General features: G+C 66.9%; 11 protein-coding genes. 9 read left to right on the forward strand and 2 right to left on the reverse strand.

The window, feature by feature from the left end:
• Window positions 1–274: 274 nt before the first annotated feature.
• The 4 genes from C1927_RS03455 (at window position 275) to C1927_RS03470 (ending at window position 5306) form a co-directional block, all read left to right on the forward strand.
• Complete coding sequence (locus tag C1927_RS03455; protein WP_079220598.1) at window positions 275–823, forward strand: fimbrial protein; 549 nt, start codon at window positions 275–277, stop codon at window positions 821–823.
• A gap of 74 nt (window positions 824–897) precedes the next feature.
• The gene (locus tag C1927_RS03460; protein ID WP_108745945.1) at window positions 898–1623 is read left to right on the forward strand and encodes a fimbria/pilus periplasmic chaperone; all 726 of its coding nucleotides are present in this window, start codon (window positions 898–900) and stop codon (window positions 1621–1623) included.
• 33 nt (window positions 1624–1656) lie between these two features.
• Window positions 1657–4281 (forward strand): fimbria/pilus outer membrane usher protein, encoded by a 2625-nt coding sequence (locus C1927_RS03465; protein WP_343125697.1) that lies wholly within the window; start codon window positions 1657–1659, stop codon window positions 4279–4281.
• On the forward strand, window positions 4272–5306 hold the full coding sequence (locus C1927_RS03470) for a fimbrial protein (RefSeq protein WP_108745947.1): 1035 nt from the start codon (window positions 4272–4274) through the stop codon (window positions 5304–5306). Before C1927_RS03465 ends, C1927_RS03470 begins: the two co-directional genes overlap by 10 nt.
• 61 nt (window positions 5307–5367) lie before the next feature.
• Here C1927_RS03470 and C1927_RS03475 read toward each other — a convergent pair whose 3' ends face one another.
• Together C1927_RS03475 and ettA are read right to left on the reverse strand one after the other, a co-directional pair.
• Window positions 5368–6684: an NCS2 family permease gene (locus C1927_RS03475; protein WP_108745948.1), complete on the reverse strand. Its 1317-nt coding sequence runs from the start codon at window positions 6682–6684 to the stop codon at window positions 5368–5370.
• Between the two features lie 159 nt (window positions 6685–6843).
• A complete protein-coding gene (ettA, locus tag C1927_RS03480) occupies window positions 6844–8508 on the reverse strand; it encodes an energy-dependent translational throttle protein EttA (protein WP_079220603.1) in 1665 nt (554 codons plus the stop codon).
• Window positions 8509–8761: 253 nt separating this feature from the next.
• Here ettA and C1927_RS03485 point away from each other — a divergent pair, with 253 nt between their 5' ends.
• From C1927_RS03485 to ribD, 5 genes are all read left to right on the forward strand, one after another.
• Window positions 8762–9241 carry an RcnB family protein gene (locus C1927_RS03485; protein WP_079220604.1) on the forward strand — a complete coding sequence of 160 codons (480 nt, stop codon included), beginning with the start codon at window positions 8762–8764 and terminating at the stop codon, window positions 9239–9241.
• Window positions 9242–9434: 193 nt separating this feature from the next.
• Complete coding sequence (glyA, locus tag C1927_RS03490) at window positions 9435–10688, forward strand: serine hydroxymethyltransferase (protein WP_079220605.1); 1254 nt, start codon at window positions 9435–9437, stop codon at window positions 10686–10688.
• An 83-nt stretch (window positions 10689–10771) separates the two neighbouring features.
• The gene (locus tag C1927_RS03495) at window positions 10772–11206 is read left to right on the forward strand and encodes a hypothetical protein (RefSeq protein WP_159095291.1); all 435 of its coding nucleotides are present in this window, start codon (window positions 10772–10774) and stop codon (window positions 11204–11206) included.
• Window positions 11207–11300: 94 nt separating this feature from the next.
• Window positions 11301–11822, forward strand: coding sequence for a transcriptional regulator NrdR (gene nrdR / locus C1927_RS03500; protein WP_079220607.1), 522 nt, complete (start codon window positions 11301–11303; stop codon window positions 11820–11822).
• A 60-nt stretch (window positions 11823–11882) separates the two neighbouring features.
• Complete coding sequence (gene ribD / locus C1927_RS03505) at window positions 11883–12968, forward strand: bifunctional diaminohydroxyphosphoribosylaminopyrimidine deaminase/5-amino-6-(5-phosphoribosylamino)uracil reductase RibD (RefSeq protein WP_108745950.1); 1086 nt, start codon at window positions 11883–11885, stop codon at window positions 12966–12968.
• The last annotated feature ends 39 nt before the right edge of the window (window positions 12969–13007 follow it).

The raw sequence follows: 13007 nt of genomic DNA on the forward strand, positions 1-13007 counted from the left end.
CGCGTAAAGCCCCGCTGCGCAGGAGTGTGACGTGCGTTCGATACGCGCCAGCGGCATGGCGGGTAGCACGCCAAATATTTGGCGTCAATGTGCGATGCGACACGTTCATTGCGTGAACTGCATCACATTTGTGATCTATACTGTCGGCTCGGGCCCCAAGGATGGCGTCATCGCGGGTCCGGCCACAGGTGAGACGCAAGGATGGGTCTGATGCCCGGCAGTGCTCCTTGCTTCCTCCTCTACGTCCACATTCCTCAGTAGGGTTAGAAAGCAAATGCGCAAGATCAATCTGTTCGCCGTCCTCCTGCTTGCTGCCGCACCGCTGGCCGCCAACGCCGCCGATGGCACGATCACCTTCAAGGGCAAGGTCACCGACGTCACCTGCCAGATCACCACCCCGGCCGGCAAGGACTTCACCGTCAACCTGCCGACCGTGTCGAAGGCTTCGCTGGCCACCGTCGGTGCCACCAACGGCCGCACCCAGTTCGCCATCAACCTGAGCAAGTGCGGCACCAACAGCAACGTCGCCACCTACTTCGAACCGGGTTCCACCGTTGATTTCGCGACCGGCCGCCTGCTGAACCAGACCCCGACCTCCGCCAATGGCGCAGGCAACGTGCAGGTCCAGCTGCTGGGCAGCAACTTCGACGTGCTGCCGATCAAGGCCGCCAGCTCCGGCCTGGCCCAGACCAACTCGCAGTGGGTGAACACCGGCACCGCCGGCACCGCCGACCTGAACTACTACGCCGAGTACTACGCAACCGGCGCAGCGTCGGCTGGCGAAGTCAGCACCAGCGTCAAGTACACGATCATCTACAACTGATCGTTGCTGCCTGGTCCCTGTCCGGTGCCAGCACCGGGCAGGGGCATTGCCTTCACCCACGGGTAGTTCCTCCGATGAAAGCCTTTCTTTCCCGGACGCTGCTGACGGCCGCGTTCTCACTCGCCCTGTGCCAGACGGCGCTGGCTGGCGTGGTCATCAACGGTACGCGGGTGATCTATCCCGGGCAGGCGCGCGAAGTCACCGTGCAGGTGGACAACGTGGGCGATTCGCCGTCCCTGGTCCAGGCCTGGATCGACAGTGGCGATGCCAACCAGACCGCCGACAGCAGCGATGCGCCGTTCGTGCTGACGCCGCCGATCAGCCGCGTCGAGCCGGGCCGCAGCCAGGCGCTGCGCGTGATGTTCACCGGTGCCAAGCTGCCGACCGACCGCGAAACGGTGTTCTGGTTCAACGTGCTGGACGTGCCGCCTTCGCCGGCCCGCACGGGCGATGCCGACCAGAACATGCTGCAGGTGGCATTCCGCTCGCGGCTCAAGCTCTTCTACCGCCCGCAGGGCCTTCCCGGTACCGCCAACGAAGCGCCCGCGCTGCTGCGCTGGAGCCGCTCGGGCGACCGCCTGCGCGTGGAAAACCCGAGTGCGTACCACGTCACCCTGGCCGAAGTGCATGCGTTGGCAGGCACCCGCGACGAGGTGGTCGAGGACAAGGGAAAAATGGCCGCACCCGGCCAGAGCATCGAATTCACCGTGCCTGCAGCGACCACGCAGGTGCGCTTCGTCACCATCAATGATTTTGGCGGGCGCGTAGAGCGCACCGTCGATCTCGCCCGCGGGAACTGATCGAACGGCTGCATGCAGGCAGCGCGCCCCGTCATGGCTGCACCACGGCCGTCGTCAAGGAATGTCAGTGTGATTGGAAACAGATTGACATTGTCGATCCGGCAGGCCGTATGCCTGCTGGCCGCTGGGGCCGCAAGCCCTGGATGGGCTGTGGCCGCGCCTGCAAACCTGGGCGAGCAGGCATTGATGGCGCAGAGCACCGCAGCGACCGCCGCGCCCCCGGAGCAGGCCCAGTTCAATTCCAGTTTCCTGTCCGGCAAGGCCGGCCAGGTCGATCTTGCCGCCTTCGCCAACGGCAATCCGACGGTCGCGGGCAGCTACCGCGTGGATGTGTACGTCAACGGTGCCTGGCAGGGGCGTCGTGACGTCGAGTTCAAGGCCGATGCCCAAGGCAAGGTCGACGCCTGCCTGGGCCTGCCCATGCTGGAGGAATTCGGCGTGGACAGCGAGGCCGTCCTGGCCCAGCAGGACCCTGCCGTGCCCACGGCCGCCGATGCCTGCGTGCCGGTGCAGCAGCGCATGGCCAATGCCTTCGGCACGTTCGACAGTGGCAGCCTGCGCTACGACCTGAGCATCCCGCAGGTGTTCCTGCGCCGCCACGCGCGCGGCTACGTCAATCCTGCGCTGTGGGACCGTGGCATCAACGCCGGCTTCCTCGGCTACACCTTCAATGCCGTCGACAGCCAGACGCGTACCGAAGGCGGTGGCCGCAACCGCACCGCCTATCTGGGCCTGAACTCCGGCATCAACCTGGGCGGCTGGCAGCTGCGGCATGATTCCAACCTGACCTGGAGCGATGGCAACGGGCGCCATTGGCAGAGCATCGCCACCTATGCCCAGCGAGGCATCGCGCAGGTGCGCGGCATGCTGACCGTCGGCGAGGCGTTCACCAGTGGCGAACTCTTTGACTCCATCGCCTACCGTGGTGCCAGCCTGGCCACCGATGACCGCATGCTGCCCGACTCGCTGCGCGGCTACGCGCCGGTCGTGCGCGGCATCGCTGAAACCAACGCGCGGGTGGAAGTGCGGCAGAGCCAGCAGCTGATCTATTCCACCACCGTGTCGCCCGGCAGCTTCGTCATCGACGATCTGTACCCCACCGGCTACGGCGGTGACCTGGAAGTGTCGGTCATCGAAGCCGATGGCCGCCGCCGCACCTTCAGCGTGCCGTTCGGCTCGGTGCCGCAGATGCTGCGCGCGGGTGTCTCGCGCTATGCAGTCACTGCTGGCCAGGTGCGCAACGACCTGCTCCGCGATGATCCGTGGCTGCTGCAGGGTACCTGGCAGCGTGGCATCGACAACCGGGTGACGGTCTACGGTGGCAGTGCGTTGAGCACCGGCTACGTTTCGCTGCTCTACGGTGCGGGCGTATCGACCCCGGTGGGTGCGTTCGCCGCCGATGTTACCCATGCGCGGACACGCCTGGATACGCTGGGTGAGCGATCCGGCGCCAGCGTGCGCCTGAGCTACAGCAACCTGATCGGCGAGACCAACACCAACCTGACCCTGGCCGCGTACCGCTATTCCACCGGGGGGTTCTACAGCCTCCAGGACGCACTGATGGTGCGCGACGACATCAGCCGCGGCAACGACCCCAGCGTGCGTGGCCGCCAGCGCAGCCAGTTCCAGGTGACCCTCAACCAGCCGCTTGGCCTGCGCGGTGGTTCGCTGTACGTCACCGGTGCGCTGCGCGACTTCTATGACCGCCCCGGCACCAGCAAGCAGTACCAGGTGGGCTACAACAACGCCTGGCGCTCGTTGAACTTCGGCGTGTCCGCCATCCGTACCGAAGAAGGACTCGCCGGCACTGCCGACACCCAGTATCTGCTGTCGATGAGCGTGCCGCTGGGGCAGGGCCGCCGCCAGCCGATGTCGTTCAGCGCCGACGTGGGCGTGCGTGATCGTTCGGGCTATGACTCCAGCCGCATCGGCATCACCGGCTCTGCCGGCAGTGACAACGAACTCAGCTACGGCGTCGCGCTGTCGGACAGCCGCGAGGGTGGCACCACCGGTATCGCCAACGCCGAGTACCGCAGCCGCTATGCAGCGACGAGCGCGTCCTACGGGTACTCCAGCGCATTCCGCCAGTTGGCGGTCGGCGCGACGGGCAGCCTGGTGGTGCATGGCGGTGGCGTAACCCTTTCGCCGCAGCGCGGTGACACGCTGGTGCTGGTGCAGGCCGCCGGTGCCCGTGACGCCCGCGTGGCCAATGCGCCGGGCCTGCGCATCGATGGCCGTGGCTATGCCGTTGTGCCCTATGTTTCGCCGTACCGCCTCAACACGATCACCCTCGACCCGCAGGGCATGTCGCTGGACGTCGAGCTGGAAGGCAGCAGCCAGTCGATCGCCCCGTACGCCGGTGCGATCAGCCTGCTGCGCTTCGAAACCCGGCAGGGTCGCGCGCTGTTGATCCAGGCGCATGGCGCCGATGGCAGCACGCTGCCCTTCGGTGCACAGGTGAAGGATGCGCAGGGCCAGCCGGTGGGCATGGTCGGGCAGGGGGGCCGCGTGTACGTGCGTACCGCCGATGACAGCGGCCAGCTGCAGGTTGAGTGGGGCGACGACGCGGATGCCCGCTGCACGATCGATTACACGGCGCCCGCCAGCGCCGACGCCGGCCCGGCCGGACTGACTACCGTGGAGGCCCTATGCCGTTGATGTCGTTCCGCCGTGGCACCCTGGTGATGGCGCTGCTGGCTGCCGGCACGGGCCTGTCGGGGCAGGCGCTGGCCGCGTGTTCAATCGATACGCGAGGCTTCATTGCCCAGGACGTGGAAATGGACATGGGGCAGGTGGTCATTCTGCCAACCACGCCCGTGGGCGGTGTGATCAAGCAGTTGAGCGTGCCGATCATCGCAAGGAACAGCGTGGCCAGCTGTGACTGGTGGGCGGGTGGGCGCTCGGTCGGCGTCTACTTCAACGCCGCGCAGCAGCGGCTGTCCCCCGGGTACTCCAATGTCTACCAGACCGGCGTGGAGGGTGTAGGCATCCGCCTGTACCGCGACTCGGGCGCCATCCAGACCTATTACCCGCATCAGATCTCCTACTCTGCCGGATCGACCATCTCGCTGGTCGCGGGCCAGTTCAAGATCGAGCTGATCAAGACTGCCGCGGTGACGGGGTCGGGGATCATCGCGCCCAACGGGCGCTTCACCAATTACTACTTCGACGGTGATGGCGCTGGCCGCCCTGTGCTGACGTCGTCCTTCAAGGGGTCGGGCACCACCGTTGTCAGCCCCACCTGCGAAGTGGATGCGGGCAGCCGCAACATCGTGGTCGATTTCGGCAGCGTGCCCAACGACAGCTTCACCGGCGTGGGCTCGCGTGCCGTGGATCGCGATTTCAACATCAACCTGCGCTGCCAGGGCAGCAACGTGGCGCAGTACCAGAGCACCATCGGCATCCAGCTCGATGCCACGTCGGCCAGTGGCAACCAGCCCGGGACGCTGGCCGTCACCAGTGGCAGCAACAGCGCCACGCGCATCGGCATCCAGATCGTGCGCCGCAATGGCAGCAACGAGCAGACGATCCGCTTCGGCGACAGCCTGATGCTGGGTGATACGGTGACCGGCAGCTCGACGATGTCGCTGCCGCTGCGCGCGCGCTACATCCAGACCCAGGCCGGCACGGTGGGGCCGGGCGAAGCCAACGGCACCGCCACGTTCACGATTACCTACAATTGACCTGCCGCCGGGCATGGCCCGTCTGCGGTAGTGCCGGCCGCTGGCCGGCAACCGCGATCTGTTACTCCAACGCGTAACGCAGCACGAACAGCGTCGCCACCAGCCACACCGCCGGGTGCACTTCACGCCAGCGGCCGGTACCGGCCTTCAATGCGGCATAGGCGATGAAGCCGAACGCCAGGCCGTTGGCAATGGAATAGGTGAACGGCATCGCCAACGCACACAGCGCGGCTGGCACCGATTCGGTCAGGTCGCTCCAGTCCACTTCCACCAGTTCGCGCAGCATCAGGCCGGCCACGAACAGCAGGGCAGGCGAGGTGGCATAGGCGGGCACCATCGCCGCCAGCGGCGAGAACAGCAGTGCGGCCAGGAACAGCGCCGACACCACCAGTGCGGTCAGCCCGGTGCGGGCACCCACCTGCACGCCCGAGGCGCTCTCGGCGAAGGCGGTGGTGCTGCTGGTGCCCAGCAGCGAACCGGCCACGATGGCGGTGCTGTCCGCCAGCAGCGCCCGGCCGAAGCGCTTCTGCGCACCCGGCAGCTTCAGCAGGCCGGCGCGACCCACCACGCCGTACAGCGTGCCGGTGGCATCGAACACTTCCACCAGCACGAACACCAGCACCACCTGCAGCAGCACCGCGATCGGCGCGCCCCCGTCGTGGTGCAGCAGGCCGGGCAGGTCCAGCTGCAGGAAGGTCGGTGCCAGGCTCGGCGGCAGCGAGACCAGGCCGTGGTACTGCACATCGCCCAGTGCCCAGCCGGCGCCGGTGACGGCGAGGATGCCGATCAGGATCGCACCGCGCACGCGACGCGCTTCCAGCACGGCAATCAGCAGGAAGCCGCCCAGCGCCAGCAGCGGCGGTGCGGTGTTCAGCGGGCCCAGGGCCACCAGGGTGTCTTCGTTGCCGACGATCACCCCGGATTTCTGCAGCGCGATGATTGCCAGGAACAGGCCGATGCCGGCGACGATGGCCGAGCGCAGCGATGAAGGGATGCCGGCCACCAGCCACGCGCGCACGCCGGTCAGCGACAGCACCAGGAACACCAGCCCGGAAATGAACACCGCGCCCAGTGCCTGCTGCCACGGCAGGCCCGCAGCACCCACCACGGTGAAGGCGAAGAAGGCGTTCAGGCCCATGCCCGGGGCCATGCCCACCGGGAAGTTGGCCGCCAGTGCCATCACCGCCGAGCCCAGTGCCGCAGCCAGGCAGGTGGCCACGAACACCGCGCCGGCATCCATGCCCGTAGTGCCCAGGATTTCCGGGTTGACGAAGACGATGTAGGACATCGTCAGGAAGGTGGTGACACCGGCCAGCAGCTCGGTACGCACGGTGGTGCCGTGCTGCTGCAGCTGGAACAGGCGCTCGAACAGGGACATGGGGGTTCTCACAACAATAAGGAGTCACCACCAACGGTGGTGACCTACCCAAATGCAGAACGTGGGTACCGACCGTTGGTCGGTACGCCTTTAGTCACCATCAACGGTGGTGACCTACCGAAAGAGAAAGGCCGCGCGAGCGCGGCCTTTCTGGTTGCCTTATTTCAGCGCCTTGAAGCGCAGGCGCTTCGGCGCAGCGTCGTCGCCCATGCGGCGGCGCTTGTCTTCTTCGTACTCGCGGTAGTTGCCCTGGAAGAACTCCACGTGCGAGTCGCCTTCGAACGCCAGGATGTGGGTCGCGATGCGATCCAGGAACCAGCGGTCATGCGAAATGACGAAGGTGTTGCCCGGGAACTCCAGCAGCGCATCTTCCAGCGCACGCAGGGTTTCGATGTCCAGGTCGTTGGACGGTTCATCGAGCAGCAGCACGTTGCCACCCTGCAGCAGGGTCTTGGCCATGTGCAGGCGGCCACGCTCACCACCGGACAGCGAACCGACCATCTTCTGCTGGTCCTGGCCCTTGAAGTTGAAGCGGCCGATGTAGGCGCGCGACTGGATCTCGATACCGTTGATGTTGAGGATGTCCAGGCCGCCAGCGATTTCCTGGAAGACGTTGTGGTTGCCTTCCAGCGCGTCGCGGCTCTGGTCCACGTAGGACAGCTTCACGGTCGGGCCGACCACGATCTCGCCGGTGTCCGGCTTTTCCTGGCCGGTGATCATCTTGAACAGGGTCGACTTACCGGCACCGTTCGGGCCGATGATGCCGACGATGGCGCCGGCCGGCACCAGGAAGCTCAGGTTGTCGAACAGCAGACGGTCGCCGAACTTCTTGGAGACGTTCTTGAACTCCATCACCGCGTTGCCCAGGCGCTCGCCCGGCGGGATGAAGATTTCATTGGTCTCGTTGCGCTTCTGGTAATCGACCGACTGCAGCTCTTCCAGGCGGGCCAGACGGGCCTTGCCCTTGGTACGGCCACCCTTGGCGTTCTGGCGCGACCACTCCAGTTCCTTCTGGATTGCCTTCTGGCGAGCCTTTTCCTGGTTGTCTTCCTGCTTCAGGCGCTCGTCCTTCTGGGTCAGCCAGTCGGTGTAGTTGCCCTTCCACGGAATGCCGCGGCCGCGGTCCAGTTCCAGGATCCACTCGGCGGCGTTGTCCAGGAAGTAGCGATCATGGGTGACCGCCACGACGGTGCCGGTGTAACGCGCCAGGAACTGTTCCAGCCATTCCACCGACTCGGCGTCGAGGTGGTTGGTCGGTTCGTCGAGCAGCAGCATGTCCGGCTTCTGCAGCAGCAGGCGGCACAGCGCCACGCGGCGCTTTTCACCACCGGACAGCTTGCCGACCACGGCATCCCACGGCGGCAGGCGCAGCGCATCGGCGGCCACGTCCAGCTGGTTTTCCAGGGTATGCGCGTCGCCAGCGGCGAGGATCGCCTCCAGGCGCTCCTGTTCCTTGGCCAGGGCGTCGAAGTCGGCGCCTTCCTCGGCATAGGCCGTGTAGACCGCGTCCAGCGCAGCCTGTGCCTGCAGCACTTCGCCCACGCCTTCCTCGACTGCTTCACGCACGGTCTTGGTCGGGTCCAGCTCCGGTTCCTGCGCCAGGTAGCCGACCTTGATGCCGGCCTGCGGGCGGGCTTCGCCCTCGAAATCGGTGTCCACGCCGGCCATGATCTTCAGCACGGTGGACTTGCCGGCGCCGTTCAGGCCCAGCAGGCCGATCTTCGCGCCCGGGAAGAAGGACAGCGAGATGTCCTTGATGATCTGCCGCTTGGGCGGGACCACCTTGGACACGCGGTTCATGGTGTAGATGTATTGCGAGGACATGAGGTCTCCGTAGGGGCGCGGCCCTGCACCCGTCCGTCAGCGGGAAGATCCCGGACGACAGCGGGCACAGACTGAATGGAATACCCCCAATTATAGCCGGAACCGGTTCCCGGCCGCGCCTGTCGGCGCCCCGCGGGGCTGGCCGAAGGCTGAATACAGAGTGCAATACGTCAACGGGAAGCGTTTCCAGCCGGAAACGGTTCAGATCGCCTGCGCAATATGGACATTACCACCCACCCAGCAGAGGTCTGTCATGCGCATCAACTTCATCGTGGCCGGGGCCATGGCCTCTGTACTGGCCCTGGGCGCCGTCACCCCGGCGTTCGCCGACAACGACCACCGTGACCGCCGCGAATGGCGGGAAGACCGCCGCGACGATCGCCGCGAGTACCGCCACGATGTGCGCGAGGCGCGCCGCGACTACGAGCGCGACCGCCGCGATGCACGCCGTGACTGGCGCCGCGACCATGACCGTCGCTACTACCATCCGGCGCCGCCGCCGCCGCGCGTGGTCTACCGCCCCGGCTATCGCCCGGGCCCGGGCTACGGCTGGCAGGTCGGCCACCGCTACCGCGATTACTACCGTGGCCCGATCTACGTGGTGAACGATTACCCGCGCTACCACCTGCGTCGCCCGCCGTATGGTCACCACTGGATCCGCGATGACCGCGGCAACATGCTTCTGGTGGCCATCGCCACCGGCGTCATCGCCCAGTACGTGCTCAGCCGTTAAGCAGGTTGCTGTCGGGGTCGGATCCCTTTCCACAGGAAAGGGATCCGACCCCAGGCCCACAGGCAAAACCATACGGGGCCGGATCTCCGCCAGGGGATCCGGCCCCGCGTCCATTCCGGCCCCGGCGGGCCGCCACGGGGCTACAATCAGGGGCTGTGCCATTCCCCTTTTTCCCTGCCTGCCGGAGTAACCGATGTTCCCGCGTGACGTCCGCATCGAAACCTACGATCCCGAACTGGCCAAGGCCATCGCCGCCGAAACCCAGCGTCAGGAAGACCACGTCGAGCTGATCGCCAGCGAGAACTACACCAGCCCGGCCGTGATGGAGGCCCAGGGCAGCCAGCTGACCAACAAGTACGCCGAAGGCTACCCGGGCAAGCGCTACTACGGTGGCTGCGAATACGTGGACATCGCCGAGCAGCTGGCGATCGACCGCCTGAAGCAGCTGTTCGGCGCGGACTACGCCAACGTGCAGCCGCACAGCGGTTCGCAGGCCAACCAGGCCGTGTACTTCGCCCTGCTGCAGCCGGGCGACACCATTCTCGGCATGAGCCTGGCCCACGGCGGCCACCTCACCCACGGTGCCAAGGTCAACGCCTCGGGCAAGCTGTTCAACGCCGTGCAGTACGGTGTGAACGACCAGGGCCTGATCGATTACGACGAAGTCGAGCGCCTGGCCCTGGAGCACAAGCCGAAGATGGTCGTGGCCGGTTTCTCGGCCTACTCGCAGGTGATCGACTGGGCGCGCTTCCGCGCCATCGCCGACAAGGTCGGTGCCTACCTGTTCGTGGACATGGCCCACGTGGCCGGCCTGGTCGCCGCCGGCGTCTACCCGAGCCCGCTGGAACACGCCCACGTGGTCACCTCGACCACCCACAAGACCCTGCGCGGCCCGCGCGGCGGCATCATCGTCGCCAAGGGCGCCGACGAAGACCTGGTCAAGAAGCTGCAGTCGGTGGTGTTCCCCGGCATCCAGGGTGGCCCGCTGATGCACGTCATCGCCGCCAAGGCCGTGGCGTTCAAGGAAGCGCTGGAACCGGGCTTCACCGCTTACCAGCAGCAGGTGGTGAAGAACGCCCAGGCGATGGCCAACACGCTCATCGCGCGCGGCTACAAGATCGTCTCCGGCGGCACCCAGAACCACCTGATGCTGGTGGACATGATCGGCAAGGACGTGTCCGGCAAGGATGCGGAAGCCGCGCTGGGCAAGGCCCACATCACCGTCAACAAGAACTCGGTGCCGAACGACCCGCGTTCGCCGTTCGTGACCTCGGGCCTGCGCCTGGGCACCCCGGCGGTCACCACCCGTGGCTATGTCGAACAGGACTGCGTGGACCTGGCCAACTGGATCGCCGACGTGCTCGACGCCCCGGCCGATGACGCCGTCATCGCCCGCGTGCGCGACGCCGTCAGCGCGCAGTGCCGCAAGTACCCGGTCTACGGCTGACCGGGGAGCGGGGTCGGATCCCTTCCCGCAGGGAAGGGCTCTGACCCCGGCATCGAAGGAGAGCACCGCGCATGGATGAGCGCATGAATGAGCGTTGGCACAAGCGCCTGCACCTCGTGCAGGCCCTGCTGTTCGGCCTGCCCGGCGTGCTGCTGGGCGGCACGGTGGCCCTGGTGGGCGTGTACTCCGGCCTGATGCAGGAAACCCGCCTGCTGAGCCGGCTGCTGCTGGTGTGCTGGGGCACCGCCGGGGCGCTGGGCATCGTTGCCTGGTTGCACATCGGCGCCGGTTTCCTGCTGCAGGGCCGGCCTGGCCTGCAGGCGGTGGGCCGGCTGTGGTGGGCGTTGCTGGCGCTGGGCGCGCTGGCTGCGGTGCCCGCCGCCGCACTGGGTCTGGTGGTCGGCCTCACTGAACGCATGGAGGGCTTCGGCCTGCTGCTGTTGGGCCCGCCGCTGCTGCTGCCGGCGGCGCATCTGGCCTGGCTGCGCTGGCGGCAACCCCTTGCCGCACAAGGCTGAGCGCCGCCCGGATTTGCTGCAAAAGCGCTTCTCAGGTACCTTTGCGACGCTGCCATGACGATGGCATGACGTTCTTTCCTGAGCCAGGCGTTCCATGTATTGCCCCTTCTGCCAGCATGCCGATACCCGGGTCATCGACTCGCGCGTCTCCGAAGACGGCGCGACGATCCGTCGTCGGCGTGAGTGCGAGGCCTGCAACGAACGCTTCAGCACCCTGGAAACGGTCGAGCTGAAGCTGCCGGCCATCGTCAAGAGTGATGGCACCCGCGAGGCCTTCGACCAGCGCAAGGTGCGCGCCGGCTTCGACCGCGCGCTGCAGAAGCGCGCCGTGCCCGAAGAGAAGATCGAAGCAGCGGTGCGCGCCGTGGTCCACCAGCTGCGCATCAGCGGCGAACGCGAAGTGCCCTCGATCAAGGTCGGCGAGTTCGTGATGAACGAACTGCGCAAGCTCGACCACGTCGGCTACGTGCGCTTCGCCTCGGTCTACCGCAGCTTCGAGGACGTGGCCGATTTCCGCGAAGAAATCGAGAAGCTCGAACGTGAGCTGCCGGCCAGCACCGAACAGCTGCAGCTGCTGGGCGATGTCATCGCCCTGACGAAGAAGAAGAAAGGCTGACGCCCTGATGGGCGGTGGGTGCCAACCGTTGGTTGGCACTGATGGCGTTACCATGGCCGCATGAGCACTCCGTTCACCGTCCTTGACCACCTGCACATGGCCAACGCATTGCGTCTGGCCGAGCGTGCGGCCTACACCACCCGCCCCAATCCCATGGTCGGCTGCGTGATCGCCCATGGCGAACGCGTGGTCGGGCAGGGCTGGCACCAGCGTGCCGGTGGACCGCACGCCGAAGTGTTCGCGCTGCGCGAGGCAGGAAGCGAGGCGCGCGGCGCCACCGCCTACGTCACCCTTGAACCGTGCGCGCACTACGGGCGCACGCCGCCGTGTGCGCTGGCATTGATCGACGCGGGTGTGTCGCGCGTGGTCGCGGCGCTGCGCGATCCGTTCCCGAAGGTCGATGGCGGTGGCTTCAACCTGCTGCGCGAGGCGGGCATCGAGGTGGCCGAAGGACTGATGGCGATGCAGGCGCGGGAGATCAACAAGGGTTTCCTGTCGCGTGTGGAGCGCAATCGGCCGTGGTTGCGGGTGAAGCTGGCCGCCAGCCTCGACGGTCGCACCGCGATGGCCGATGGTAGCTCCAAGTGGATCACCGGCCCGGCCGCGCGCGAAGACGTGCAGCACTGGCGTGCGCGTGCTGGTGCGATCCTGACCGGCGCCGACACGGTGCTGGCTGATGACCCGATGCTGACCGTGCGCCTGGCCGATACCGAGGTGATGCCACCGCTGCGCGTCGTGCTCGATTCGCGCCTGCGCTCGCTGGAATGCAGCCGCGTGCGCGAGGGTGGAGCGCCGACGTTGTACGTGCACGATGCCGCGGTGAGCGCGCCGGATGCGGCCGACGCCGAATTTGCCAGCGTGCCGAGCGTGGATGGCCGCCTGGATCTGGGGGCGGTGCTGGCGCTGCTGGCCGAGCGTGGCATCAACGAAGTGCATACCGAAGCCGGTGCCACCCTGGCGGGTGCGCTGCTGCGCGGCGGCTGGGTCGATGAGCTGTTGCTGTACCAGGCACCGACGCTGCTGGGTGATACCGGCCGCCCGCTGCTGGCCGGCTTGGGCATCGAGGCGATGGACCAGCAGCGACGCCTGCGCGTGGTCGACCAGCGCCAGGTGGGCGACGACCTGCGGTTGCTGCTGCGCGCTTGATGCGGTGACATCCATCCACGCCTGGCGTGGATGGATGCG

It is taken from the genome of Stenotrophomonas sp. ZAC14D1_NAIMI4_1, from assembly GCF_003086775.1.
GTDB lineage: Bacteria > Pseudomonadota > Gammaproteobacteria > Xanthomonadales > Xanthomonadaceae > Stenotrophomonas.